The organism is Bacillus cereus group sp. BfR-BA-01350, from assembly GCF_022663775.1.
Classification (GTDB): domain Bacteria; phylum Bacillota; class Bacilli; order Bacillales; family Bacillaceae_G; genus Bacillus_A; species Bacillus_A paranthracis.
In genome coordinates this window covers 187,362-213,127 of record NZ_JAKUGD010000002.1, presented here as the reverse complement: position 1 = coordinate 213,127, position 25,766 = coordinate 187,362, and the positions used below count along the sequence as shown (strand labels likewise).

Here is a 25,766-nt window from a genome sequence, read left to right as displayed (position 1 = left end):
GATTTTCGGTTTAATTTTTTTATATTATGCGATATAGTTCGATTTAGTGTCAAGAGGTATTTTTAAAAATACATAGAGCTGCGAGTTACTTGTATGAAGTTATTGCCCTACTGAATGAAAATACAAATCAATATAAGTTCAACTCATATTTATAAACATAAACCTTACATTATAGTGTATACATTTACAAAATGTCGAATATAATTAATTTTTATCTTTTCATGTTGCAAAAAGGAATATATTCTCTTAGAATATTTCTTTATATTGCATGGAGATGTTATTGTTATATTAAGATAATACTTTCGAAATGATATAATTTATTAAAAAGGAGCAAGATTGAATTATTATGGATAAACAAATTGGATTCATCGGATGCGGAAATATGGGGATGGCTATAATTGGCGGGATGCTAAACAAAAAGATAGTGTCTTCAAATAAAATCATGTGTTCAGATTTAAACACGACGAATTTAGAAAATGCTAGTACAAAGTACGGAATAACTATAACTACTGACAACAATGAAGTCGCTAAAAATGCTGATATTTTAATTTTATCAATTAAACCAGACTTATACCCATCAGTAATTAACGAAATTAAAGAAGTGATAAAAAACGATGCTATCATCGTTACGATCGCTGCTGGTAAAAGTATTAAAAGTACTGAAAATGCCTTTAATAAAAAATTAAAAGTTGTAAGAGTAATGCCTAATACTCCTGCTCTTGTTGGAGAAGGAATGTCTGCATTATGCCCGAATGAAATGGTGACAGAAAAAGATTTAGAAGAAGTGCTAAACATTTTCAATAGTTTTGGTCAATCAGAGATTGTAAGTGAAAAGTTAATGGATGTTGTAACATCTGTAAGTGGTTCTTCACCAGCATACGTATATATGATTATAGAAGCGATGGCAGATGCTGCTGTACTAGATGGTATGCCAAGAAATCAAGCATATAAATTCGCTGCTCAAGCAGTATTAGGCTCTGCAAAAATGGTACTAGAAACAGGAATACATCCAGGTGAATTGAAAGATATGGTTTGTTCTCCTGGGGGAACAACGATAGAAGCTGTAGCAACTTTAGAGGAAAAAGGCTTACGAACAGCCATCATTTCAGCTATGCAACGTTGTACACAAAAGTCTGTCGAACTATCTGGTCAAACGAAAAAGTAAAACTATAAATTCACATGAATGTAATTAGAAATGCACTACATGATAAACGGCCAAACTCGAATTTACTTGAGTTTGGCCGTTTTAGTTTTTAATTATATTAAAATAATTTCATTTTCCCCTTCCCTACTATACTTGTGTAATTTTATTAGAAACAAGTAATTTTTCAATGCAAATCGGTAACATATCTAATAGCGTTTCAAATGCGTAATTTACATCTAGACGTTCTGTCCATTGATGTGCATCTTTTCCTACCGGCCCCATATTTAATACTGGAACGTCAAATTCTTCTAGTTCCTGAAGTGGAATTGAGTAACCTTTATCCCATAATGGCATATTGTCTACAAGTGAGCTCATTGAATGTAATGGATTTTGTAAGCCCACATAGCTTAAATCTGAAATTCCTCCAAAATAGTTTTGGTTTTCAAATGAAATATTATGATTGAAGTTTGCATACTTTTCCATCTCTCCAACTACCTCTTTAATTAATTGGTTGTTGCGTGAACTTACAGCTGGATAATATGGCGGAGCAAAGAAAAGTACAATCATCGGTGCTTTTTCTTTACATAAGATGGCTAATTTATCTACTAAATCAATCGTTACCGCACGATCATCTTTATCTTCTCTATTTTTTATAATGCTAAATTGAATTTCATTTATTTTCTCTTGCCCATGTTGTTCAATTGCATATGCGATAAGCTCTTCATACGTTAATACATTTACTTTGAGGTTAGGTGGTATAAATGGATTATATTTAGAAAAACGATAAGCTTGCTTCTCATATGATTCTTCTATTTTTCCTGCTACTTTCGTTACTTTTTGACGCAGCAATGAAACGACATCTGTCATTGATTTTTCTAGTAAAAACAAATTAAATAATGTGACTGCACGATGCGGAATTTGTACAGAGTAATCCTCCTTTAAGTCCCTTTGAAGTAAATTAGTTGGCGGAGGACTCGCTTCCCCTTCTACAATATCACAAAGGTCTGTATTCAACTCTAATTCTGCTGTTATTAATGAAGCCATATAACTCCCATTTAGGCCCGCAAAAGGTTCACCTACATGTGTCTCTTTTCCGTAGCAAAGAAAACCAGGTAACACTTTACCAATAGAACCAGTGTAAATATATTTCTTTTGGTCACCAGGATGCCTTGAAAACATAGGCTCTGAATTTAGTACCGTTTTATACTCTAAATCATGTTCTCTTGCTAACTCTAGTAATCTTGGAACAGCAGCTCTCATCCCTACAGAGTTTACTTCTTCATCTGGTACAGCCAATAAAAGAACATTCCCATCAAATCTTCCTTCACAAGCTTGCTCAATCATCGCCATTTGTAACGCAAGGCCGCATTTCATATCCATTGTTCCTCTACCAAACAGCCAATCTCCTTGTTCTATATCTTCACGTACATGGTCTGGTAATTCATCTTTATGAGAATAAAACATAGATGTTAACTTTTTAGGATTAAATGCATCTTCTTTCCACACTCCGTAATCTTGCACATCTACAACATCAAAGTGACTAACTAAAATTACGGTATTTTTTGTACGGTCACTTTTCTTTACTAGTGCTGTAACAAAATATCTTTCGTCCCCTGTCGGATTTTTCTGCAAATGGTACGGATTTTCTTTGAAGTACTGTAAATCAGATAATTGTTCTACAACGAAGTCTGGCAATATCACTTCAGCTTCTGTACCTGTAATACTAGGAATTTCAACAAGACCGCTTAATAATTGAATCAATTGTTCTTTTGATTGCCACTTTGACATATAAATCCCCCTATTTTTCCGTATTATGAAAACGAATTCCAGTATATGAATAAAAAATGACGACAGCTATCAAAACTATAGTTCTGATGTACTGCCGATTTTTATTGATATTTCATGTGCTGCTTGTTTTACCTTACTAATAAGAAAAGATAGTCGATCATCATTAATGCGATGACTAATTAACCCAACACTTAATGCTCCTACTACTTTATGATTAAATCCGATAATAGGTGCAGCTACTGAAGCTGTCCCTTCTGTTTTTTCTCCATAACTGACAGCATATCCTTCGTTTCTTATTTGCTTTATTTGATCAAGAAGAATTTGCTTTTGTTCTGGTAAGGCAGAAAGTAGTTGCTCAACAATATATTCCATTTCATTCTGTTTCATATTGGCAAGCATTGTTTTATTTGCAGCACCAATTGAAAGAGGAATCTGTTCCCCTAAGTTATCAATAACTCGAATTTTTAAAGGGCTATCCATTCTTTCAATAATAATAGAATGTGTTCCATTTGGAATGTTCAAATAAACACTTTCTTCCACTTCATAGGCCAATCGTTTCATTACTTCTCTTGCGACTGATCTGTAGTCTACCTTCTCCAATTGTCGTAATCCTATTTCCATCCACATTGGTCCAATTTTGTACTGTTTCGTCTCTGAAATTTGTGTAACTAGCCCATGCTCGATTAGAGAGTTAAGTAATCTATGTACTGTACTAACTGGGAGATGTGTTCTGTCCGCTATATCAGAAATGGCCCAATACTCTTTTTCATTAGTAGAATTTAATAACTTTATAATACTTATCGCTCGATCAATGGACTGTACCATAACTCACCTCTACTTCACTTGTAATATGTTAGCACGCTCAATTACCTATCAATTTAACAAACATTCGAAATGAAATCAATCTATTTATTTAATTTTCTAAAAATAAAAATATGTTGCGAACAATAATTTGAAAGCGTAAACAAAAAAATATTGACTTTTCTTTTTAATTATCTGAAAATTATAACAAGATTTCACATCACGGAATATATTCCACAATACGGAAAAACATCAAACTTTATTCTATCAACTACGAAAGTGAGGAAAACAATGGCGCAAGTAAATAATACAAACAATGAATTAAAACGTACGATGAAAAGTAGACACTTATTCATGATTGCACTCGGTGGTGTGATTGGAACGGGATTATTTAACGGATCTGGTTTTATTATAAGTCAGGCTGGACCTGGTGGATCCGTACTTGCCTTTATGGCCGGTGGATTATTAATGTATTTCGTTATGCTATGTCTTGGTGAACTCGCTGTAGCCATGCCTGTTTCGGGGTCTTTCCAGGAATATGCCACTAAGTTTATCAATCCTGCAACTGGCTTTACAATCGGATGGTTATATTGGTTAAGCTGGGCGAATACGACCGGCCTTGAATTTACAACTGCCGGCATTACAATGCAGCGCTGGTTTCCTGATATTCCTGTTTGGGTTTGGTGTTTAATATTTGGCGTTACAATCTTCACGATTAACGCACTATCTGCTCGTAGTTATGCAGAAACAGAATTTTGGTTTTCAAGTATAAAAGTATCTGCCATTATCGCTTTTATTATTCTTGGCGGCGCCGCTATGTTCGGTTTAATTGATTTAAAAGGCGACGAACCAGCTCCGCTATTATCAAATTTCGTAAATCATGGTGGTTTATTCCCAAATGGACTTGCAGCTATTCTATTAACAATGGTTACAGTCAATTATTCCTTCCAGGGTACAGAACTTGTCGGAATCGCAGCAGGTGAAAGTGAAGATCCAGCAAAAACTTTACCTCGTTCTATTAGAAATATTATATGGCGCACGATGTTTTTCTTCGTCTTAGCAATCTTTGTTCTTGTTGCTTTAATTCCTTGGGAAGAAGCAGGATTAACAAAAAGCCCGTTCGTTGCTGTTTTTGATAATATCGGTATTCCATATGCAGCTGATATTATGAACTTTGTTATTCTTACAGCTGTTCTTTCTGTCGCAAACTCAGGACTTTACGCGGCAACTCGTATGCTTTGGTCATTATCAAAAAATGAAATGGCTCCAGCCTTTTTAAAGAAATTATCATCACGAGGAATACCTCTAAACGCTTTAATTATGACAATTGCTATTTCTGCTTTTTCTCTTTTAACAAGCGTTGTAGCAGCTGAAACTGTTTACTTATGGTTAATTTCTATTTCGGGCGTCATAACAATCATTGTTTGGATGTCAATTTGTGTTTCTCAATTCTTTTTCCGTAAACATTATGTAGCAGACGGTGGAAAATTAGAAGACTTAAAATTTAAAACGCCACTTTACCCACTTGTACCAATACTTGGTTTTGGACTGTATGGCATTATATTAATTAGTCTTATCTTTATCCCTGAACAACGACTTGGAATCTATTGCACTGTACCGTTTATCATTTTTTGCTACACGTACTATCACTTTAAAGTGAAGAAAAGAATTGCTACTAACACTCGTAGTGAAAGTAAAATTAGCGAAACTATGTAATACTATACTTATATATAAAAGACCGCACATAGCTTTTACCTTATGTGCGGTCTTTTATCCTTCTAATTCGCTTTAAAATTATACAATGGCTTAATAATGTGTTTTATATCTATCGTTTCTTTTGTATTTTCTATAATTTCATCCATTGGCTTATATACCATTGGTGCCTCGTCAATTGTACTTTCTACTACTGATGTAGTCCAAACCTCTGTCATCGTATTTTGAAATTCCTCTAAACTCAATGATTCTTTAGCCTTCTTACGACTCATGATACGTCCTGCCCCATGCGGACCAGAAAAATTCCAGTCTGGATTACCTTTACCAAATGCAATAATTGAACCATCTCTCATGTTAATTGGAATAATGACTCGTTCATCTTTCTGAGCTGAAATAGCACCTTTTCGTAGAATCATATTTTCTATGTCAATATAGTTATGTATTGTAGTAAATTGATCTGTAATTTTCCAGTCCATTTTCGTAACAATTTCATCAATCATTGCTTTACGATTTAACGCCGCATATTTTTGGGCAATATTCATGTCATTCATATAATCTTTGAATCCTTGCCCTTCTAAATAAGCTAGTTCTTTACGAATCTTTGGCTTCTGAATTTCACGTAAAGTTTCTTGTATTTCTTTTGCTCTCCCCTCTTTCATTAATCTCTTAATAATTTCATCTTTCATTGATGTAACATCAATGAGTTGTTCATATGCGAGGTTTTGGTAATACTCTGCTATTTGTTTACCTAAATTACGAGAACCACTATGAATGACAATATATACATTACCTTTATCGTCCTCATTCAATTCGACAAAATGATTTCCTCCCCCAAGTGTACCTATACTTTTTTGAGCGCGTTGTAATGTAAATGGAGCTCTCACACCATCAAAATCAATCATTTTTGAGAATCGATGTTCTTTATCTCGTATACGAAAACCACTTGGAACGAATTTACGAATTGTTTCGTCTAAGTAATCGAAATTAATTTCTTCTTTTTTCTTATCAATTACAACAACTTCCATCCCACACCCAATATCTACCCCTACAAGATTAGGAACAATTTTATCTTGTATTGTCATTGTTGTCCCAATCGTACAACCTGCTCCTGCATGTGTATCTGGCATAATACGAATTTGACTATCCTTTACAAATTCTTGGTTACAAAGATCAACAATCTGCCCTATCGCAGTCTCATCAACGTTATGTGTAAAAATTTTCGCTTCATTGTATTTTCCTTGTAATTTCAACATCTTTCATTTTCCCTTCCTTTTGAAAGAATTATTTTATTACGTTGTTTCTGTTCTTATCATTACTCTCATCCACCTTCTGCTTTCCATTATATATGCACGATATCCATCACAGTAATAAAAAAATATGATGATTATTCTTGTTTACATAATATATTTACCGTCTCTTTATGTTTATACCTACACATGTATTTTTCCACGTCCCCGATATCAGTTATACATAACAAAAACTCCCCTTACATCGATAATGATTAAGGGGAGTTTTATAGCCGATGAATTTATAGTTCCGATTTCACCCGGACAGAAACATTATTTTTAATTATATTTTTGACTTCTTTAAAGCTAACAAAATTGTTACTTTTCTCATCCCAAAGACGGAAACGAAGTGAACGCAAGCTTGTAGCAAGTGTAATCGTTGGTACATTTTTTAACGGAAGCGTATTATTGTGTGCCTCTTCTAGTTTATAGTTAGGTACTCTTGGACTTAAATGGTGAACATGATGGAATCCAATATTACCAGTTAAGAATTGCAAGATTTTTGGAAGTTTATAAAATGAACTTCCTTCCACAGCCGCTTTCACATATTCCCAATCTTTATCTTCTTCAAAATAAGAATCCTCGAATGTGTGCTGTACGTAAAACAGCCAAATCCCTACTGAACCTGCAATTAAGAATATCGTACCATGTACTAATAGGAACGATTGCCATCCTATTGCCCAGCAAAGTATAGCTACTACGGCAACAATTATAATATTCGTCAAATACGTATTCATACGTTCTTTCTGTCTTGCACCTTTTCGGTTAAATCTATTTTTAAGCAAGAATACATAAATCGGACCTAAACCAAACATAACGAATGGATTGCGATATAAACGATATGCTAAACGAAGTCTAAATGGCGCAGCTACATATTCATCCACTGTAAGTGTCCAAATATCTCCTGTACCTCTCTTATCTAAATTACCACTTGTAGCGTGATGAATTGCATGATCATGCCCCCATTGATCAAATGGGAATAACGTTAACACACCCATACATGTCCCTACTATTCTATTTGCACGTCGACTTTTAAAGAATGAATAATGGGTACAATCATGAAAAATAATGAAAATTCGTGTCATAAAACCAGCAGCTAACAGAGATGGAACTACTGCTAACAGATAAGAAACGGACAAACTTTTATAAGCGAGGTACCATAAAATAATAAACGGCACGACTGTGTTAATAAGTTGCCACACACTTTTTTTAATTGTTGATTTTTCATAAGGGGCAACTTGTTTTTTTAAATTTTTAGTTTTTTCTAATGTCATTTTTTTAATTCCCTTCCTTTATGTTGCTAATTCATATTATAGCATACTATTAGTATCAGGTGTTAAAAGTAGATGTAATAAATATTATTATATACTATAAAATTCTCTTTTTTCTTACTCAATACTTACAAATTACTTACTCCCCAAATAGCGCTATAATTGGACAAATGGAGCGTTTTATTTATAAAATGAACTTCTACAAACTTTTTCACAAGCAGAAAAGAGCTGCCATAAGTCAGTTTCACCGGCTTATGGCAGCTCCTCTTCATTTCATTTTATTTTATCGATGGATCCAAACTGCACCTGCAGACTTGTCTTCAGCTTGACCTACTACTTCAAACTTCAATCCTAGTTTAGGTAACTTACGTCCCGCATCTGGAATAACGCTGTTGATGTATTGCTTAGAATCATCAAATTTTGCAACTCCTGGTAATCCTTTATAGTCAAAGATACCGCGAGTTGGTGAATTTACTTTCCATGCTGGCGTTTGATCAAATGAGAATGCCGCATCGGCAATTTGATAACGTGTACTGCTCTTCACAGTAGGTTGTCCGTTTAATGTTCCTACGATTGCCTCTGGATGAGAATCTACTACTCCAAGGAACCCTTCACCTGGATGAACGCCTACCCAGTTATCTGTAAAGCTTTGATCCGCATACCATACAACCATTCCTGTATTAAATACTGGACCACGTGCATATTGTAATGCAGTATCAGACCCGGCGTAATTACGCCACTCGATATAGTAGTTATGTTTCTTCTGTTCAAATCCGTTAGACACAGTAAATCCTTTTAATGTCATTGCTGGCTGGCCTTCTGCGTCATCAGAGAAAACAACTTTTCCATCTACAGTTAATGCTGCATTGTCTAACGCAAATCCTTTATATGCTACTGCAATATCTGTTACATACTCAAATTGCAGTTTTACTTTCTTTCCTTTGAATTGATTTAAATCATATGATTTATCAATCCACTTACCATCCGTTGTATCTATACCGCCTTTTACATCTTTTTCGCCCATTCGATCAATGCGTGTCTTCGTTCCATCTTCTGCAATCGCATATACGTCAAGGAAATCATACTTCGCTTCCAGTTCGTAAAATGCCTTATAATCGAACTTAGCATCCGTTGCAGTCGTTAAGTCAAATACTGGTGTCTCAAGTGTTGTATGAATATCATTTCCTTTCGTGCTGTAATAAAACTTCTTACCAAATGCTGACTCAATATTTTTTATATCTTTGTCTGGCAAGTTAACACGAATGATTCCTGGTCGTTTTGATTTTGTCACACTTTGATCTAAATATGTTGCAGTACCGATTCCCGTACGAAGTTTATCATAATCTACCTCAACAATATTCGCCCAGTTCCCCTTCATATTTTTTTGGAAAAACTCTTTATTTTGCGGTGAGAAACTTGTTGGCTCTGTACCTGCAATTTTTCCAGCCCAGCTACCGCCGCTCATTAGAGACCATGATTCAACTGGTTCACCTTGTCCTGAATACTTTGTATCATATTCATCTGGCAAGCCTAAATCATGACCATACTCATGTGCAAACACACCAACCGCTCCGTCTTCTGGCTCGATTGTATAATCGTATGCAGCCATCTTTCCGCCCCAGTTCGAAACAGAAGATTTTGTCCCATCAATCGCATATGGCTTCGACCCTAGTTTTGAACGATGAGACCAAATTGCATCATCTTTCAATTTACCACCGCCAGCTTCTTGACCCACGCCTGCATGTACTACCATTAAATGATCGATGATTCCATCTGGCTCATTTTTATTTCCATCACCATCTTGATCGTATTGATCAAATTGGTCATAATCTGCTAAATTGATACCTTTTGCTACTGCTGCTTTTAATGCTTCTTTCACAAAATCTTTTGGGCCTAAAGGACCTTTGTTGTCATGACCAGTTCCCGCATCAGCACCATAATCTGACGCTTTTCCTGGAACAGTAAGCCATTCTGTTACAGTTCCATCAACTGTGTAGCTTCCGCCAGATTGTTCTTCATAATATTGTTTAAATGTATTAATCTTCGATCCATCAAATAACGTAAATGGCTCATTACCAAATAACATTTTTTGATAATGTTCACGATTAAAGTCCTTAGAATACATATACCCCGGTTCTTGATCGATATTATTATGCTTAAAATCGCTAAATTCTACGAGTAATACAAGTACTTTATCTTTTCGAACAGCCCCATTGTACTCAGCTTGCTTCGCTGGTGTAGTCGGTACTTTTCCATTTAATTTTCCTGGGTTCAATCCTGGACCTTGCCCAGCTACTGGTCCTACTTCGGATTGCTGCGCCTGTTCATTTTCCTTCATTTTTGCATCTTTTACTTTTTTCATAAAATCTGAAGCTTCTTGCGTAAGATTATCTCCTGTCAAGATTTCTTTTCCAGGGTTTTCCCCTTTCTTTTTCTCAACATATTTTTCGACAGCCTTTGATGTCTCAGCTTGTGATGCAGATTGATCGATTACTCCCCGTTGCTTCAGCGCTTCTGCCAAGCGTTCCTCTGGTATTAAATGCTCATCAATTGGTAGAGATGGTGGCGTATCAGCATACGCTGCATGACTTCCAAAAGCAAACGTACTACTTAGCACTGCTGCTGTTGTTAATACCGCTAAAGGTTTTAATTTCTTTTTCTTTTTCAATGTATTTCCTCCCCAGTGTCTGCAAATTATCGATTTTTGCCGATAGCAATATAATATTCGTTATAATACGAATATTCAATCTTTTTAAAACACTGAAATGTTGAGAAATATTTTTTCTAGGATGAAAAACATAAAATAGGTAAATTTACAGGAAGTTCACTCTAGAATTTGCGGTTCTCTTTCCTCGTTTTTTCGAATGAAATCTCACCTATACAAAAATGCCAATTCCTAAGTAGTAGCTAAGGAATTGGCATTTTTTTAACGAGAATGCTTTATGAATAAACGACTTGCTTCTTCTGGTACATAGAACTTACCATTGCTTTCTACAACAACACTTCCTAGTTCATAATCTTTATTCTTAATACGAATTATATTTTTGTTAACAAATAATTGAGCTGTTACATTATTATGTTTTACTATGAGTACAGGATTCGCTACATCAGTTTTATCTATTGTTACAGTTGCACCATTCTGCTTAAAAGCTAATTCACTCTCTACAAACAATTTTTTTGTTACTTCTTCTAAGTTAAAGCCCATCGCTTTCGCTATTGTCTTTGCAACGTCTGTGTTTTGAATCAAACCAACTGGCTTTTGAGGACCGTATGAATATAAAAACACATCCTCACCAGTATGTCCTCCTGTTGTGAAGCCTATGTTCGCACGGTTAGCCAATAATGTAGTGAAAATTGGACCTACATCTATTTTCTTTTTAACCACTTTTAACCTTTCTTTTTCATCATAAGTTAAATTGTCCAACCCGTATAATTTAGCTACCTCTTCTACATTGGATATATCAGACTTCAAATTATTGATAGTCCCTTCAAGTGTCATTTTCGCTTTTTTCAACGGATCAATATATGCAGAGACCGGCGTAGTATTATAACCTTTTGTCGTATTCATATTGCCAATAGAAATACCGCTGTTACCATGGTCCGCTACGGCTATTAGCATCGTATTACCATCTTTTTTTGCAAATCTTAATGCTTCTGCAACTGCATGATCAAATGCTAACACATCACTAATCATCCCAATTGGATCATTCACATGTGCCGCCCAATCTGGCTTACTTCCTTCCACAAATAAAAAGAACCCATCTTTATCTTTTGATAACGTTTGAATGGCTTTTTCCGTCATTTGCGAAAGTGTTGGTTGCTCCGGATTTGTTGCTTCACGATCCATATCAAATGCTAAGGCATTATGTGAGAAAGAGCCCCAAATTTTATTAGATTTAGATTTCAATAATGCCTCTTTCGTTTCAATAAAGTCGTAGCCTTTATTTTGAATCACTTTTACTAAATCTTCACCATCTTTTCGAATCCCACTATCTCTCTCAGGTAGAAGTGCCGCTTTTCCCCCGCCTAATACGACATCTATATTTTGATACACTTGTTGCTCCGCAATTACGTCAAAATGCTTGCGGTTTACATGGTGAGCAGAGAACCCAGCAGGAGTAGCATGCTGAATTTCAGCTGTAGCAACAATTCCAGTTGCGCGACCAGTACGTTTCGCACCTTCTAAAACATTGGCAACTGGACGTAACTTGTCCTCTTCTTTTATTGATTTTAAGCCAGGTGAACTCACAATAGTAGGTAATACCCCTACATATCCAGAATTCGATTTATTCCCCGTCGCTAAAGCTGTAGCTGCTGGAGCTGAGTCTGTTATAGCTGATTCCGCCGAATATGTACGAACTCCTCCTGTTACAATTTCATCTAATGCAAGTAGTTTCCCTTTATACAAGCGAGCTAATGTAGTTGCTGAAGAACTCGTTCCGTCCATAACCATTATGATTACATTTTTCGGTTGTCGTTCTACTTTTTTCACTTTCGCTTCCACCGTATGATCATCCATCATACTTTCAGTACATAACATACTTAGTGTGATCGTTCCTACTAACAGTAACTTCTTCATCTTTAAACCCAATACAAACATGATTGCGCCTCCATTAGTTTCACATTCATTTACATACAAAATTCTGACTGCCTACATATGTTTTATTAGTTCCCAATTTTTATAAAGCTAACAATAGTAACTTTCTTATTCATTACATCTCGGTATAGTTCATCTATCTTATAAAGAAGATTTTTCATTATTAACTTGTTAAACAATAAATCCCCAATTGAATTAAATAAAAATTTATTGTTTAACAATAAATTTCGTGGTAAATTAATAAGATATTAAATAAATGAGGTGCTTTTTATGAAACAAGGATCAACACTTTTCTTAAAGACAGCTGTGATTCTAATGGGTATCCCTGTTCTTGCTATGTGCATTTTTTTAGTCCCTAACATAGGGAATTTCGCTGCTAAATTATATCCGGAAATGGCATATATTAAATATCTTGTATTTATCAATTTATACGCGACAGCAATACCTTATTACTTCGCACTGTACCAAACATTTAAGCTTTTAAACTATATTGATAAAAACAACGCATTCTCAGAGCTGTCTGTTAAAGCTTTAAAAAATATTAAGTACAGTGCACTAGCAATTAGTGTATTATATGTATTAGGTATGCCACTTTTCTATCTTGTGGCAGAGAGAGATGACGCCCCTGGTATTATTATTATTGGAATGATTATAATTTTTGCTTCAATGGTAATCGCGGTCTTTGCTGCCGTTCTCCAAAGACTATTAAAAGATGCGATAGATATAAAATCAGAAAATGATTTAACGGTCTGAGGTGAATAATATGGCAATTATTATTAATATTGATGTAATGTTAGCGAAAAGAAAAATGAGTGTAACAGAGCTTTCGGAGAAGGTTGGAATTACAATGGCTAACCTTTCGATCTTGAAAAATGGTAAAGCAAAAGCAGTCCGTTTTTCAACTTTAGAAGCCATTTGTAAAGCATTAGAATGCCAACCTGGGGATATTTTAGAATATCAACCGGAAGAAAGCGAATAAAAAGAGTCCTTCATACGAGAAGGACTCTTTTTATTGCACATTACGGCGCAAAACTAATTTGACCAGTAAACAATAAAATAATTGCGATGATCCAAAATATAAAAAATGATGAGGATAGTATTAACGAAAGAATAGCAATCCCCTTCTTCTCTGTTTTTTTCATCATCGTTATGATAGAAAGTATGATACCTGCAACTGTTAGGGCAACGGTAATATAATCTCCCGCTATATTACCTGCATTCGCTATCCTTGTTGGCGTTATAAAAACGAATAGAAAACATAAAATGCCGATAAGTAAACATATATAGCTTATTTTACTGTACTTCTTTTTAGGACCTATTTCAGTTTTCATACTAATCCCCCCTTCTATATAGCTATAAGTTCATATTAGCACAAATAACCATAATTTGGTTAAATCAAAAAAAGAGATACAGCAGAACTTCCACTGTATCTCTTTTTTATTTAATAAATAAACCTGCTATTTCTTCTTTGTCATTATAAGTTATAATATATGTCCGTTGTTCTTTACTATATTTCGCTACAAGAATCACAGTATATAAATCATCTTTTTCTTCAATCGATTGTTTTTCAATTTTTTCGAACGTACCAGCTTTCTCAATTACAGGTGTAAGATCTTTCATTTTTTCTTCTGGTAATCCAGCTTTCATTTTACTATCAAATTTTTCATGCACTTCTTTATACTTTGCTTCATTTAATAATGATACAGTTTCTTCCGCTTTCGGAATAAATTTTTTAGACGTATTTTCATCTACTTTATTACCGGTACATGCTGCAAGTGCAAACGCCGCGATAGCACTTATAATAATAAGTAACATTCTTCTCATTTTAATACACCCTTTCTTTTTAGAATGAAACTATAACTAAAAGTGAGTAACGCAAAAATTGCTATTGAAACTTCTGACATAATAATCCCAATTTCCCCTGGCACATATAGCGATATAATGCCAGCTAATGCATTTACAGTCCCATGGATGAGAATTGCATACACAACATAACGAAATTTCTTTTGGACGACAGCTTGCAGTACAATGAAGGAAAGCCCAACATGTAATACCATCGCAAAAATACGCTCAATACCGCCGAAATAGTAACTGTCACCATTTTGAATGACTGTTTGTGATAATAATAGGGATATTACTGGGATACCGACTATCAACACCGCCTCAATACCACCATGCCCTGCTCCAAATAAAAAACCAGACTGCCAATCTCGTTGCTTCATAAAATAACGCATTGCGATAAAACGAGCTATCTCTTCAAAAATTCCAGCTGATATACTAAGCAAAACTGCAAATAGTATAGGCTGCATAACAGAAAACATTTGAAAACCTGTGCTAGTTCCATTTAAATAATTTAGCATTGGTATGCGAATCAATATTTGTGATACAACAAAAGCCAATACCCCTAACATATATGGAATATAGCGTTTCTTCCAAAAAGCATATAAAAGTGCTATAAGCGGTAAACCAAAGCTAATCATTGTTGTAAAAATAAGACCATTCATCTCGCTTCACCTCTTACTTGAAGTGTATAAAATTGAGTGAAGAAAGTATGTAGTTATTTCTTATTCGGTTTCCTTTTCATCATAGATGGTCATTTCATCTCATTTAATATAAATGTTTGTGTGAAATAAGGACTTACATAAGTTGTTTCTAACGTCGCATTATTTGTTTTATTTATGATTCGTTTTAATGAGAATAGCCCGTACCCTCTAGCACCTTCTTTACTTGAATGGTTTTTCTCATAAATTTTTTGTAAATCAATCGCTTCACCCTTTGAACTATTACGCACGATAAAATATTGTCGTGAATCCATTTCAAAGAATGCGATTTGTAATATCTTTTCCTCACTACGTACTGCTTCCTCAATTGCATTATCTACTAAAACTGAAATGATACGAATAAATGAAATAATCGTCATCGAAACACTTTCAATGTTCTCTGGTATATCAAGCAGTACTTTTATTTGTTGCTGCTGAGCAGTGCTAACTTTTGCTCTTAATACGCTTCTTACTTCAGGAATTTGTATGCGAGATAATTTTGCGATATCAAGTTCATGATCATTTATTGTTTTTAATGTGGGAGCAATAACATCGTAGTACACTTGCTCAATTTCTTTTACATTTTTTGTACGTATTCCCTCTTCTAACGATAGTAATACATTCATATAATCATGACGGAAACTAGCAAGCTCATCATGCATATCCTCTAATTTCTCCACATAATCTAATAACTCTTTATCTAAACGTTTTTCATGCTCTTCTCGTAACTTTTCTTTCGATAAATGTGAGCTTATTAGTACGATGATTAGTAATAATAAAAAAATAATAATCGCTGAATTATAACTTACTTCACTGTATTGTTGATTTATTTTTGCTAAAAACTCAGTTGACGGCTGAGTTAAAATTAGTTCAATAATAAACCCGATAATTAATAATATATAAGTTACATAGTATAACGGACTACTTACTATATATTGAGCGATTTTTTGAATTCTTTTACGCGCTACTAAAATACCGATAAAAGTAAGGATTGATACGATAAGATGAATAATACTACCTGTCCATAAATATAAATTGAATGGCGTTAACATAAAGATTTTCATCCCTAAATCTAATAGCAACATTTTCACTAACGTTATAATCACCATACTCACCAGTGCAAAATATAAATTATGCTTAAATTTTAATTCATTTTGCATTAATCCTAAACTTATTAAAAATAACACAATCGTACTATTCAACTCTGGATATCTCGTTACTGTTACGACTATAGCAAGTAAAATAATGAATACCGTACTTAAAGCTATCAACATTCTAACTGACAATCTGTTGTATCGGATTAATTGTATATATAAAAACGCGTGACACATACTAGTAAGCAGTATTGCAAATAAATCATAAATATACATTACATCTCACCCTTTAATATGTTACGTACTTTACTCACTAAACGACGTGATACCGGAATACGTTTCCCGCTTTTTAAAACTATCATTTTTTGCTTCGCATCGTAAGAAGACATCTGCTTCGTATTCACGATATATGATTGATGACACCGAAATAAACGTTCATCGATTATTTCAATTTCCTTTAAAGTTCCATAAAAATAAACGATTCGATCTAATGTGACTAATGCTAAACGGTGCGGTTCATCAGTCATAACATATTCAACTTCATAAAAAGGAATCCGCACAGTGGCATTACTATTTTCAACGATAAAGTCATCGGACGGAATAATATGCTTATTTCTTGCTTCATATTGAAGTAAACATTGTTCAAAAACTTTATATCTCTCCTCATATGACGACCCTTTATCAATAAAAGTTAATGCTGATACCATGTATTGATATGAAATAGGTGCAAATTCAGAATGTGTCGTTACAAACACAATAATTCCTTGCGTATCATACTTTCGTATTTCTTGCGCCACTTGTAACCCTTTTCGCTCTTCTCTTTTTATCTCTATATCTAAAAAATAGATTGGGACATACTTCGCCTTTGGAATATTAGTAATAATGTTTTCACTCTTACTAGTTACCTCAATAAAATCAAAAGGCAACATATATTTCTCACAAATCTCTTCAACTAACCGCTTCATTTGCTGCGCCTGTATGACATCATCTTCTAAAATAAAAATACTCATGTGATCACTCGCTTTATTGAAATCTTTTCATCTATAGATTTATCTATAAATATATAATTCAAATTATAATAATATTCTCCTTCTCATTAATTGAAATAATTAATCTGCTATTACATAGAGAAACCTCAACTTTTCAAACAAAAAGTTGAGGTTTTCTTCAAATCAATTTATAACTAAATCCGCCCTATCCTTCGGCGATTCCATTTCTAAGTAATAATCCTCTGCCTTCCAATACCTATTTTGAAACTTCGAAAGTTTCTTTTGGGTCTCTTCGCTTTCCCACAGAAAACGTGTCTCTCTTGGACAATCCAAGTACACCATATAATGAAAGAAATCTCTCCATTCTTTTCGCTGTAGAAAAACGCCTTCAATTACAATTACACCTACTATGGGGATCTGTACTTTTTTCATTTCACATGTATCTGTGTCATCATAATAAAACGGTAATTTCAATTTTGTTTCATATTGTAACTTTCGAAAAAACTTCTGCCGAAGCCACTCAATATCCCATTGCAAATAATAATACTCATACCATTCTTCATAGCCAGTATGATATCGTTTATTACGTTCTACTATATGATCATCAATATGAAAAATATGGAACGGAACGCCTTCTTGTTTCATGTTTTCTTTTAAATTTGCAACGAATGTCGTTTTACCAGATCGACTTAAACCATCTATACCTAGAATGAACCTATTTTCTTTATGTTTCTTCATTATATTTATAAGCTCATTTGTACTCATTACTTCTTCCACTCTTCTTTTAATAACGAGTATAAAATGGTATCATGAGCAACTCCATTTTGAATCATATGTTTTCGAAGTAATCCTTCTTCTTGAAATCCTGCTTTACTTAATAACTTTTGAGAAGCTTTATTTTCTACATATACGACAGCAGCAATTCTTATAAGTTGCAACGTTTCAAACCCGTAAGCTAAAATCGCCTGTAACGCTTCCGATGCGTATCCTTGTCCCCAATATGTATCGTCTAATTCATAACCAATTTCAGCTCGCTTATGATGATGGTTAATTAAATGAAAACCGCACGTTCCGATTAATTGGCCCGTCCCCTTTTTCTCTATTCCCCAGCGAAATACACTTCCCTCTTCATAACGATTTTTAAACGTTTGAATCGTTGTTTTCGCTTGCTCAATATTTTCGAAAGAATCCATTCCGAAATAACGTATAACAGACTCTTTTGAAAAATAACGGAACATCGTTTCTGCATCTAACAGCGTTAATTCTCTTAATTGTAAACGTTCTGTTTCTAGTTTCGGAAACCCCATCTCTTTTTCTCCTTCTATTCTAATGAACTGCAAATTTCAATATAATTCCCATCTGGATCAGCAATATATGCAATGGTTTGCCCCCACGGCTTTACAATTGGTTCAACTAAAACCGTAATACCTTGTTCTCTAAATTGCTCAATCGTTTCTTGTACATTTTCAACAACGAATCCCAATTCAAAATGGGAAGATTGTAACTCACCTTCTGTAAGTGGTAGTCCCGTTAATTCTTTTACGTCTTGCCGCGTATTCATCGCTAATATGGTAGTACCCGTATTAAATTCAATATATGTACCATGCTCTGCTTTTATAGGTAACTGTAAAATATCTTTATAGAATTTTAAACATTCCTCAAACTTTTCTACGTATAAAATGATGTACTTCATCTTCAAATCCATTATTAATCCCCCTTTATATCCATCCCTAAAATTTCGACAAAAGCCTTATAAAAACCTTGTTTCCTATAGTAACGAGCACAAAAAAATGAGGCCGATTTCTCGGCCCCCCAGCTTATTGGCATAAAACAGGAGATTTGGTTTGGACATAACCAGTTCGTACTCTTATTATATTTTATTTTTTCTGAATTTTAAATACATTAAACACCTATTTATATTGAGAAAGTTTTTTTACTTGCATAAAATTAATGAGTTTAAGAAATGCTACAAATGGAGGTGTATACATATGGAACCAATGCTATGTCCAAGTTGTAAAACGAACCGTACCCGCTTTAATATTCTTGAGCAACAAGTAAAACCAGTCAAATTAAATCCACAAACTGGTCAAGTAGAAGAAGAATACACAAATGAAACGATGAATGCTTTTCATATGGCTTATCAAGGACCTACTTATCGCGTCCAATGTGCTGTATGCGGACTCGTTGAAAATCCTGAACAATTTATTAAACCTGCGCAAAATCAGTCTTTCTAATAATGTCATTACTATCCCTTGTAGAAAAATTTTTTTCTATAGGGGATTTTTTCTTTAAATACGGTAATAAAAAACGTATCTCTTCCTTATTATATTATACCTTAAACTTTACACTCTTTTATTAATGTTCATAAAAAGGAGAATTACCAAATAATGCTAATATATAAATAACTTTAACTGGTGATTATTATTGAGAATCATTTCTTTTTCGTTTATGATTTTTTAGTTTAATTACTTGTCTTGGTGTTGCAATTGGTATTTCTACAACGCAATTATACATTTTTTATTATATAAAAATGAGTGAACAAATTATGTTTATATAGAGACAAAAGAAGTTGATTCCGGTATTTAGTATTTAACCTCTTCTCTCATCAACTTCTTTTAAACTCCACTCTTTATTATAATATTTCACTTTTTAATTTCTTGATTTTCCAAGAAAGTCTTATAAAGAAGTACATCCACATACCACCTGTAAGACCGGTCATAACTTTCGCCCACATTGGCACTCTTGATTCCATCGGGCTTAAAAACAGATTATACATTGATGGTAATAAACTTGCTGATATAATAACAAGGAATAACAATAATTCATTTAGTTTTTGTATCCTCGTCTCCTTTTCTGAGTAAATATCAGGCAATTCATTTACTTCTTCTACTTCTTTACAAAAATAATTCCATCTTGTGAAACTTGTTACGCGTTTCCAACCTGACATTTCGTATATTTCGAAATACTCTTGTTGTTGTTCTTTCGAATCTCTATAAACCAATCTAAAATCAGCTTTGTACATTACATCTTTTGGCTCCGTTTTCTGAAACGTATACATTAAATTATATTTTTGTAATGCCCAACCTTGCTGATGCATCTTTCGTAAAAAAGCTTCTTCTTTTTCTAAATTCCATGCCATAAAAAATTTGAATACCCTTTTTGTCTCCATCTTCCATTCACTCCCCTAATATACTATTCCCATTCCTTACAGATCGTTGCAACCTGTTATACTCTAGCTCTAACACTTCTTTACCAAGTGGCGTTAACTCATAGCACTTCTTTCTATCTGTTGAGGCAACTTCAACAATTAATTTCTCTTTTAATAACTTCGTCGTATTCCCGTATAAAGTTCCAGGACCGAGCTTTACTTCTCCATTTGTCATCTCTTCTACCAATTGCATAATTCCATATCCGTGCATTGGTTTCACTAGTGATAACAATATGTAATATGTCGCCTCAGTTAACGGAATATATTTTCTCGCTTTCGTATTCATTATAACCACCTCCGATACATCGCCTCATGATATATCGACTCACGATACATCGTATACCGATATTATATATTCATATTCCAAAATATGCAAGAGTATAATTTAATAACTGAATATTTATTTCTTTGAATTGAAAAACCATATAAATTTTCTGAATAATTTGTTAAAATATAGAAATATCCGTTTATATTTTGAAAGGAATGATACATATGATAAATAAATTGAAAGAAAATATAGGTTCAGTTTTTGTAGGTAAAGAAAATGTTATAGATCTATTAATCGTTTCCTTGCTTGCTGACGGTCATGTACTTCTTGAGGATGTACCTGGTACTGGGAAAACGTTACTTGCGAAAACCCTTTCAAAAAGTATTGGCGGTAATTTTTCTCGCGTTCAATTTACACCGGATGTACTTCCGAGTGATGTGACAGGTATTGAATATTTCAATCCGAAAACGAGCGAATTCGAGTTAAGACTCGGACCAGTCGTGGCAAACATTCTACTGGCAGATGAAATTAACCGTGCAATGCCGAGAACACAGTCTAGTTTATTAGAAGCGATGGAAGAACGACAAGTGACGCTTGAAAAGCAGTCAACTCCTCTTCCAAAACCGTTCTTTGTTATTGCGACGCAAAATCCAATTGAATCACAAGGAACGTTCCCTCTTCCAGATGCACAGCTTGATCGCTTTTTAATGACAATTTCTATAGGTTATCCGAATCCTGGAGATGAACTACAAATGATGCGACGTTTTCGTAACGATGCACCACTAGAAAGTGTCACATCTGTTATTACTTTAGATGATATTTTAGAGGCACAGAAACAAGTAAAAGAGATTTTCGTATCCGAACCGTTAGAACATTACATTATTAAACTTGCTCATGCTACAAGAAATCATGATTATATCGCTAACGGTGTAAGTCCACGTGCCACATTAGCTTTAGTACGTGCTGTTCAAGCTTTAGCCTTTTTACGCGGGAGAGAATATTGCACACCAGAAGATATACAATTGTTAGTTCCTTCTGTTTGGAATCACCGTATCATCTTATCAATGGAAGGCGCATTACGTACGACAAAAAATGAAATGATGCAAAAGATTTTAAAAGAGGTTGACGTACCAGTGGAGATTGAGCAAACATGAATGGACAGCGCGTTGTAACTGTACCTTTATTTTTTCAACTTCATATTATTCAACTATCTGTTCCAGGCGCGATACTATTTACATTTTTTATGCCGCAACGAATCATTATGTTTTTCTTTTTCTTCTACTATTTATTTGCGATTTTCATTTATAAATATGTCGCATATATAGAAAAACAGTTTCAATTGCTAAACGAGAAACAAACAACTCGTTTATTTCCTAATGAATCTGGACAGTTTTTTATTCATTTAAAAAATGGAGCAAACATACCACTCGTTAACGGTGTTTGTTATTTTCATTTAGATCCGTCCCTACTACCGAATAAAGATCAAGGAATTGAACAAATATCGAAAACGTTATTCTCTTTTCCTTTTTCACAACCTGCTCATTCAGCGCAAAAATGGGATTTATCATTAACTGCAACGAAGCGTGGCGTGTTCCAAATTGAACAATTCGAATGTGTTTTGAAAGATCCTTTTCATTTATTATCTGTACATTTACCTGTATTTGATAAATTAAGAACTGAAATTATTGTGTATCCATCACCTAAAGAAGTAGCAGGTTTGCAAGAACTTCAGCAACTTTTAAATGGATCATATCGAACGAATTTTTCTTTTTACAATGATGAAACATCTATTATCGGTGTGAAACGGTACGAACGTGAATCTTTCCGCTCCATTCATTGGAAAGCATCTGCGAAAATGCAGGAATTACAGGCGAAGCAATATGAACCTGTTAAAAATTATAGTTGGACAATTTGTCTTTCATTAGCTGCTAATCGCGGGTTTGGTTGGAAAGATAATATAGAAGATCTTATTTCATTTGCAACATACATTTGTCAATACGCTACGAAGCATCAAATACCGTTTGAATTATTTATTAGTGTATTAGCTGAAGGTGGTCCTCTGCACTTACCATTAAATGAAGGACAAACACATTACGCAAAAGCTTTAGAGGAATTGGCACGTATTTCAGACGATAGCACACTAATTCCGAAACAAGGATTTCTCCATTATACAAATAGAAAAGGAGAACGATCGTCTACAATGATTTACATTGGCTTGCAGAAGAATGACCTCTCTCTTCTATCGCAACCTACGTTTCTCATAAATAACGAAGGGATGGTGGAAAAGCTTGAAAACTTGGCTCTATCACGTTAATGACTTTATTCTGCTGCTCCTCCTTTCGTTATTAACAGAAAGGGACGAACTTATAGCTATTACTATATTTTTAGCACTAAGCTATATTGGTGTATTTCTAATCCATACATTCACGAAGAAAAAAACAACAGGATTTGTCATACTGTTAATGACTCAAATAATCGGTTGTTCTATTTTTCTCCCGTTCTCTCTATTTGGCACAATTATGTTACCGCTTTTCTTCTTTATCGTACATGTAGTTGGACCAGGATACCCAGTTCAAAAATCGTTAGGTGGTATCGTTTGGTTTGGTGTTTCAGCTATATTTTATGCGCCTTTTCCACCACTCGGGAAACTATTACTATTAGTTATACACATTATGATTACATTTTGGTTAACTGGAGCAAATCGGAATCAACAGTTATTACGTTTCGCTTCTATTATTACGATTGGTGTAATGAGTATAATACTTATTCAAGTGTTTCCTTTCATTCGGCTTGTTTTTTCATTTATCATAGAAGCAGTTGCATTAGGGTTCGGATACGCTATCAATCCATTATTTTCAGCAGCCGTGTTAAAAGAAACAGATGATTTTTGGTCGAATAAAGGAAATCTAAAAGACCCTACAATTAAGGATGATTTGGAGCCACGTTCTTTTGATCCAACTCTTATAAATAGCATGACCATAATTGCTTGTACAGCTATCGCTATTTATGTCGTTTGGAAAATAATAAAAAAACGAAAACAATTCAGTTTACCAAATATACCTGTCTTTGAATCTACTATCATCACTGATAAAGAAGGAATGAGCCAAAAACGTTTGAAACGAAACAAACCGCCACATAACGAAATTCGAAAAGAAATTTTTAAGCTTGAGAGTAAGTTAATTCCTCCTTTAAATAGAAATCGAGGAGAAACTATTGAGGCATGGTTAGATAGAATAAATAGTGAAGAAGATGTAAATATTCAGAGTCATATTATTAGTAATGCTTATAATACAGTGCGTTATTCAAATGAGGAAAACACCGTACTTTTGTATGAATTTAAGGAAGAAATCCATAAACTCTATGCATATCAGAAGAGTTTAAAGAAAAGAAAGAAATAACACAACAAAAAGACTCCTATTTTCATAGGAGTCTTTTTATACTTCTACGTTACTTTTTAAATTGAGGCGTTTTTCCCTGCTTCAATCTCTAATGACTCTTCATGCCACCAAAGTGTTTCTTCAGGATCTTCTTTAGCAATTTGGTGTGCTTCTTTTTTCGATTCTACTGTAGGATATGAACCTTTTAGCGCACGTCCTGATGTTGTAACGAATAGTACACTAAATACAACTAATCCAATAATACTTACACCTGTTAAATAAAATGCCGGTGCAAGCGGGTTACCGGTTGCATGAACTAAGTATGAACATACAAGTGGTGTTGTACCACCAAATATCGATACAGAAATATTAAATGAGATCGAAAGTGCTCGATAACGTACATCAGTGAAAAAGAGTGATGGTAATAATGAAGGTAATGTTCCTTCATATACACTTAGGAAGAAACCTAATACGAAAATACCTGCAAATATAGCTGCAATATGCCCGTTACCTATTAGTAAAAAGGCTGGAATTGCAAATACAGTTAAACCAAGTAAACCGATTTGCACGACGCGTTTATTACCAATTTTATCACTTAATTTACCGAAATATAGTGCTAGTGGAATCATAAGTGCCATCGTAATAGAAATAATTAGTAAGCCTGTTGTTTCTTCGACTTTAAGTACTTGAGTTAGATAAGAAGGAATATACGAAAGAATCATATAATTTGTAATATTAAAGAAGGCGACAATTACTGTGCTTAATAAGAAGTCTTTTTTGTGATATTTCATAATATCCATAAATGAAAATTGTTCATTGTCTTCAGATTCCTCTTGTGCTTTTTCCATCTCTTCAAAGATGGGAGATTCATCTAAATGACGGCGTAAGTATAAACCGACCAAACCAATTGGTGCAGCTATTAAGAAAGGAATACGCCAGCCCCAGCTGAGCATTTGTTCATCTGTTAACAATAACGTCAAAATGGTAACAATTACCGATGCAGCAATGTAACCTGAGAGTGTTCCAATTTCAAGACCACTACCGAGTATACCACGCTTTTTATCTGGAGAAGATTCTGCGATATAAACCATTGCTCCTGAATATTCGCCGCCTGTAGAGAAGCCTTGAATCATTCGGGCAACTAAAAGTAGTATTGGTGCCCATACACCAATTTGTTCATAGGTTGGTAGTAATGCGATGAATAATGTAGAAAGTGCCATTAAAATAATAGTAGTACTTAACACGATTTTTCGGCCGTACTTATCTCCTATTCTACCAAAGAATACACCTCCGATTGGTCGAACGAGGAAGGCCGCTGCAAATGTACCGAATGTAAGTACAAGTTGCAATCCACTATTATCAACACCTGAGAAGAATAATTGACTTAAAATTACCGCTAAATACGCGTATAATCCGAAGTCAAACCACTCCATTGCGTTCCCTATACCAGTAGCAACTACTGCTTTCCTGGCTTGTTTAGGATTAACAATATTAACGTCTTGAGGTTCAAAATTTAAATCATTATTTTGTTGCATATAATAAAACAGCTCCTTATTTAATTTAACTTCTTTAAGCACACCTTCTCTTATTGAATAAAATTAATTCGAAGCACTTAAGGAAAATTAACGTCTCCTTATCTGTTATTATTGTTTCACATAATTAATTATTTGTCCAATGAGATGCTCTCTAG

The 25,766-nt window shown here is 34.2% G+C and carries 25 protein-coding genes and 1 other annotated feature (1 of these 26 only partly in view); of the genes, 8 read left to right on the top strand and 17 right to left on the bottom strand.

The genetic code is table 11. The features are described 5' to 3' along the window. Positions 1-8: a binding site (T-box leader), on the bottom strand (it extends 203 nt beyond the left edge of the window). A 338-nt stretch (positions 9-346) separates the two neighbouring features. Beyond that, on the top strand, positions 347-1,165 hold the full coding sequence (proC, locus tag MR147_RS05185) for a pyrroline-5-carboxylate reductase (protein ID WP_242303739.1): 819 nt from the start codon (positions 347-349) through the stop codon (positions 1,163-1,165). 126 nt (positions 1,166-1,291) lie between these two features. Here the strand turns inward: proC and MR147_RS05180 are convergent, their stop codons facing one another. Both MR147_RS05180 and MR147_RS05175 read right to left on the bottom strand, forming a co-directional pair. Beyond that, positions 1,292-2,932, bottom strand: a complete 1,641-nt coding sequence (locus tag MR147_RS05180) for a M20/M25/M40 family metallo-hydrolase (RefSeq protein WP_074608476.1) — start codon at positions 2,930-2,932, stop codon at positions 1,292-1,294. Between the two features lie 75 nt (positions 2,933-3,007). After that, on the bottom strand, positions 3,008-3,757 hold the full coding sequence (locus MR147_RS05175) for an IclR family transcriptional regulator (protein ID WP_000250772.1): 750 nt from the start codon (positions 3,755-3,757) through the stop codon (positions 3,008-3,010). A 267-nt stretch (positions 3,758-4,024) separates the two neighbouring features. On the opposite strand from MR147_RS05175, the gene MR147_RS05170 reads away from it, so the two are divergent. Continuing rightward, positions 4,025-5,449 carry an amino acid permease gene (locus tag MR147_RS05170; protein WP_000079977.1) on the top strand — a complete coding sequence of 475 codons (1,425 nt, stop codon included), beginning with the start codon at positions 4,025-4,027 and terminating at the stop codon, positions 5,447-5,449. Positions 5,450-5,511: 62 nt separating this feature from the next. On the opposite strand, the gene MR147_RS05165 is transcribed toward MR147_RS05170, so the two are convergent. The 4 genes from MR147_RS05165 to MR147_RS05150 form a co-directional block, all read right to left on the bottom strand. After that, positions 5,512-6,699: an RtcB family protein gene (locus MR147_RS05165; RefSeq protein ID WP_242303738.1), complete on the bottom strand. Its 1,188-nt coding sequence runs from the start codon at positions 6,697-6,699 to the stop codon at positions 5,512-5,514. Positions 6,700-6,974: 275 nt separating this feature from the next. Then, positions 6,975-8,006: a Delta(5) desaturase DesA gene (gene desA, locus MR147_RS05160; RefSeq protein ID WP_000171466.1), complete on the bottom strand. Its 1,032-nt coding sequence runs from the start codon at positions 8,004-8,006 to the stop codon at positions 6,975-6,977. A gap of 280 nt (positions 8,007-8,286) precedes the next feature. After that, complete coding sequence (locus MR147_RS05155; RefSeq protein WP_242303737.1) at positions 8,287-10,671, bottom strand: immune inhibitor A domain-containing protein; 2,385 nt, start codon at positions 10,669-10,671, stop codon at positions 8,287-8,289. Positions 10,672-10,929: 258 nt separating this feature from the next. After that, positions 10,930-12,603 carry an alkaline phosphatase gene (locus tag MR147_RS05150; protein WP_242303736.1) on the bottom strand — a complete coding sequence of 558 codons (1,674 nt, stop codon included), beginning with the start codon at positions 12,601-12,603 and terminating at the stop codon, positions 10,930-10,932. A 267-nt stretch (positions 12,604-12,870) separates the two neighbouring features. Between MR147_RS05150 and MR147_RS05145 the strand changes: the two genes are divergently transcribed. Both MR147_RS05145 and MR147_RS05140 read left to right on the top strand, forming a co-directional pair. Further along, a complete protein-coding gene (locus MR147_RS05145) occupies positions 12,871-13,353 on the top strand; it encodes a DUF2975 domain-containing protein (RefSeq protein ID WP_242303735.1) in 483 nt (160 codons plus the stop codon). A gap of 10 nt (positions 13,354-13,363) precedes the next feature. Then, positions 13,364-13,579, top strand: coding sequence for a helix-turn-helix domain-containing protein (locus MR147_RS05140; RefSeq protein WP_000974621.1), 216 nt, complete (start codon positions 13,364-13,366; stop codon positions 13,577-13,579). A 40-nt stretch (positions 13,580-13,619) separates the two neighbouring features. Here the strand turns inward: MR147_RS05140 and MR147_RS05135 are convergent, their stop codons facing one another. The 8 genes from MR147_RS05135 to MR147_RS05100 form a co-directional block, all read right to left on the bottom strand. Beyond that, positions 13,620-13,931, bottom strand: a complete 312-nt coding sequence (locus MR147_RS05135) for a hypothetical protein (protein ID WP_242303734.1) — start codon at positions 13,929-13,931, stop codon at positions 13,620-13,622. A gap of 106 nt (positions 13,932-14,037) precedes the next feature. Further along, on the bottom strand, positions 14,038-14,424 hold the full coding sequence (locus tag MR147_RS05130; RefSeq protein ID WP_074608483.1) for a DUF3887 domain-containing protein: 387 nt from the start codon (positions 14,422-14,424) through the stop codon (positions 14,038-14,040). After that, positions 14,421-15,104, bottom strand: a complete 684-nt coding sequence (locus MR147_RS05125; RefSeq protein WP_242303733.1) for a YhfC family glutamic-type intramembrane protease — start codon at positions 15,102-15,104, stop codon at positions 14,421-14,423. Before MR147_RS05125 ends, MR147_RS05130 begins: the two co-directional genes overlap by 4 nt. A gap of 89 nt (positions 15,105-15,193) precedes the next feature. Next, positions 15,194-16,510, bottom strand: a complete 1,317-nt coding sequence (locus tag MR147_RS05120) for a GHKL domain-containing protein (protein ID WP_242303732.1) — start codon at positions 16,508-16,510, stop codon at positions 15,194-15,196. Then, positions 16,510-17,244: a LytR/AlgR family response regulator transcription factor gene (locus MR147_RS05115; RefSeq protein ID WP_242303731.1), complete on the bottom strand. Its 735-nt coding sequence runs from the start codon at positions 17,242-17,244 to the stop codon at positions 16,510-16,512. The genes MR147_RS05120 and MR147_RS05115 overlap by 1 nt, the downstream gene beginning before the upstream one ends. A gap of 162 nt (positions 17,245-17,406) precedes the next feature. Continuing rightward, the gene (locus MR147_RS05110; protein WP_074608489.1) at positions 17,407-17,988 is read right to left on the bottom strand and encodes a kinase; all 582 of its coding nucleotides are present in this window, start codon (positions 17,986-17,988) and stop codon (positions 17,407-17,409) included. Next, positions 17,988-18,530, bottom strand: coding sequence for a GNAT family N-acetyltransferase (locus MR147_RS05105; protein WP_000506667.1), 543 nt, complete (start codon positions 18,528-18,530; stop codon positions 17,988-17,990). The genes MR147_RS05110 and MR147_RS05105 overlap by 1 nt, the downstream gene beginning before the upstream one ends. Before the next feature lie 14 nt (positions 18,531-18,544). Beyond that, positions 18,545-18,928, bottom strand: a complete 384-nt coding sequence (locus MR147_RS05100) for a VOC family protein (RefSeq protein WP_000364501.1) — start codon at positions 18,926-18,928, stop codon at positions 18,545-18,547. A 283-nt stretch (positions 18,929-19,211) separates the two neighbouring features. On the opposite strand from MR147_RS05100, the gene MR147_RS05095 reads away from it, so the two are divergent. Further along, entirely contained in the window at positions 19,212-19,457 is a 246-nt protein-coding gene (locus tag MR147_RS05095) for a hypothetical protein (protein ID WP_000433609.1), read from the top strand. Positions 19,458-19,855: 398 nt separating this feature from the next. On the opposite strand, the gene MR147_RS05090 is transcribed toward MR147_RS05095, so the two are convergent. Then, positions 19,856-20,392 (bottom strand): DUF2812 domain-containing protein, encoded by a 537-nt coding sequence (locus MR147_RS05090; protein WP_000448674.1) that lies wholly within the window; start codon positions 20,390-20,392, stop codon positions 19,856-19,858. 7 nt (positions 20,393-20,399) lie between these two features. Then, complete coding sequence (locus MR147_RS05085) at positions 20,400-20,717, bottom strand: PadR family transcriptional regulator (RefSeq protein ID WP_060631323.1); 318 nt, start codon at positions 20,715-20,717, stop codon at positions 20,400-20,402. Positions 20,718-20,923: 206 nt separating this feature from the next. Here MR147_RS05085 and MR147_RS05080 point away from each other — a divergent pair, with 206 nt between their 5' ends. From MR147_RS05080 to MR147_RS05070, 3 genes are read left to right on the top strand one after another with little or no spacing between them, the layout of a single operon-like run. Next, positions 20,924-21,853 (top strand): AAA family ATPase, encoded by a 930-nt coding sequence (locus tag MR147_RS05080; RefSeq protein ID WP_242303730.1) that lies wholly within the window; start codon positions 20,924-20,926, stop codon positions 21,851-21,853. Next, positions 21,850-23,013: a DUF58 domain-containing protein gene (locus tag MR147_RS05075; protein ID WP_242303729.1), complete on the top strand. Its 1,164-nt coding sequence runs from the start codon at positions 21,850-21,852 to the stop codon at positions 23,011-23,013. The genes MR147_RS05080 and MR147_RS05075 overlap by 4 nt, the downstream gene beginning before the upstream one ends. Further along, positions 22,988-24,097, top strand: coding sequence for a DUF4018 domain-containing protein (locus MR147_RS05070; RefSeq protein ID WP_242303728.1), 1,110 nt, complete (start codon positions 22,988-22,990; stop codon positions 24,095-24,097). The genes MR147_RS05075 and MR147_RS05070 overlap by 26 nt, the downstream gene beginning before the upstream one ends. Positions 24,098-24,153: 56 nt before the next feature. Here MR147_RS05070 and MR147_RS05065 read toward each other — a convergent pair whose 3' ends face one another. After that, positions 24,154-25,611: an MFS transporter gene (locus MR147_RS05065; protein WP_001186942.1), complete on the bottom strand. Its 1,458-nt coding sequence runs from the start codon at positions 25,609-25,611 to the stop codon at positions 24,154-24,156. Positions 25,612-25,766: the final 155 nt, after the last annotated feature.

What these genes read in the sequence shown, in the direction of transcription:
- proC (WP_242303739.1), top strand. Translation starts at nt 347, where the DNA reads ATGGATAAACAAATTGGATTCATCGGATGCGGAAATATGGGGATGGCT.
- MR147_RS05175 (WP_000250772.1), bottom strand. Translation starts at nt 3,757, where the DNA reads ATGGTACAGTCCATTGATCGAGCGATAAGTATTATAAAGTTATTAAAT.
- MR147_RS05085 (WP_060631323.1), bottom strand. Translation starts at nt 20,717, where the DNA reads ATGAATACGAAAGCGAGAAAATATATTCCGTTAACTGAGGCGACATAT.
- MR147_RS05150 (WP_242303736.1), bottom strand. Translation starts at nt 12,603, where the DNA reads ATGTTTGTATTGGGTTTAAAGATGAAGAAGTTACTGTTAGTAGGAACG.
- MR147_RS05135 (WP_242303734.1), bottom strand. Translation starts at nt 13,931, where the DNA reads ATGAAAACTGAAATAGGTCCTAAAAAGAAGTACAGTAAAATAAGCTAT.
- MR147_RS05100 (WP_000364501.1), bottom strand. Translation starts at nt 18,928, where the DNA reads ATGGATTTGAAGATGAAGTACATCATTTTATACGTAGAAAAGTTTGAG.
- MR147_RS05095 (WP_000433609.1), top strand. Translation starts at nt 19,212, where the DNA reads ATGGAACCAATGCTATGTCCAAGTTGTAAAACGAACCGTACCCGCTTT.
- MR147_RS05080 (WP_242303730.1), top strand. Translation starts at nt 20,924, where the DNA reads ATGATAAATAAATTGAAAGAAAATATAGGTTCAGTTTTTGTAGGTAAA.
- MR147_RS05145 (WP_242303735.1), top strand. Translation starts at nt 12,871, where the DNA reads ATGAAACAAGGATCAACACTTTTCTTAAAGACAGCTGTGATTCTAATG.
- MR147_RS05090 (WP_000448674.1), bottom strand. Translation starts at nt 20,392, where the DNA reads ATGGAGACAAAAAGGGTATTCAAATTTTTTATGGCATGGAATTTAGAA.
- desA (WP_000171466.1), bottom strand. Translation starts at nt 8,006, where the DNA reads ATGACATTAGAAAAAACTAAAAATTTAAAAAAACAAGTTGCCCCTTAT.
- MR147_RS05165 (WP_242303738.1), bottom strand. Translation starts at nt 6,699, where the DNA reads ATGTTGAAATTACAAGGAAAATACAATGAAGCGAAAATTTTTACACAT.
- MR147_RS05115 (WP_242303731.1), bottom strand. Translation starts at nt 17,244, where the DNA reads ATGAGTATTTTTATTTTAGAAGATGATGTCATACAGGCGCAGCAAATG.
- MR147_RS05170 (WP_000079977.1), top strand. Translation starts at nt 4,025, where the DNA reads ATGGCGCAAGTAAATAATACAAACAATGAATTAAAACGTACGATGAAA.
- MR147_RS05065 (WP_001186942.1), bottom strand. Translation starts at nt 25,611, where the DNA reads ATGCAACAAAATAATGATTTAAATTTTGAACCTCAAGACGTTAATATT.
- MR147_RS05110 (WP_074608489.1), bottom strand. Translation starts at nt 17,988, where the DNA reads ATGAGTACAAATGAGCTTATAAATATAATGAAGAAACATAAAGAAAAT.
- MR147_RS05180 (WP_074608476.1), bottom strand. Translation starts at nt 2,932, where the DNA reads ATGTCAAAGTGGCAATCAAAAGAACAATTGATTCAATTATTAAGCGGT.
- MR147_RS05125 (WP_242303733.1), bottom strand. Translation starts at nt 15,104, where the DNA reads ATGAATGGTCTTATTTTTACAACAATGATTAGCTTTGGTTTACCGCTT.
- MR147_RS05140 (WP_000974621.1), top strand. Translation starts at nt 13,364, where the DNA reads ATGGCAATTATTATTAATATTGATGTAATGTTAGCGAAAAGAAAAATG.
- MR147_RS05075 (WP_242303729.1), top strand. Translation starts at nt 21,850, where the DNA reads ATGAATGGACAGCGCGTTGTAACTGTACCTTTATTTTTTCAACTTCAT.
- MR147_RS05130 (WP_074608483.1), bottom strand. Translation starts at nt 14,424, where the DNA reads ATGAGAAGAATGTTACTTATTATTATAAGTGCTATCGCGGCGTTTGCA.
- MR147_RS05120 (WP_242303732.1), bottom strand. Translation starts at nt 16,510, where the DNA reads ATGTATATTTATGATTTATTTGCAATACTGCTTACTAGTATGTGTCAC.
- MR147_RS05105 (WP_000506667.1), bottom strand. Translation starts at nt 18,530, where the DNA reads ATGGGGTTTCCGAAACTAGAAACAGAACGTTTACAATTAAGAGAATTA.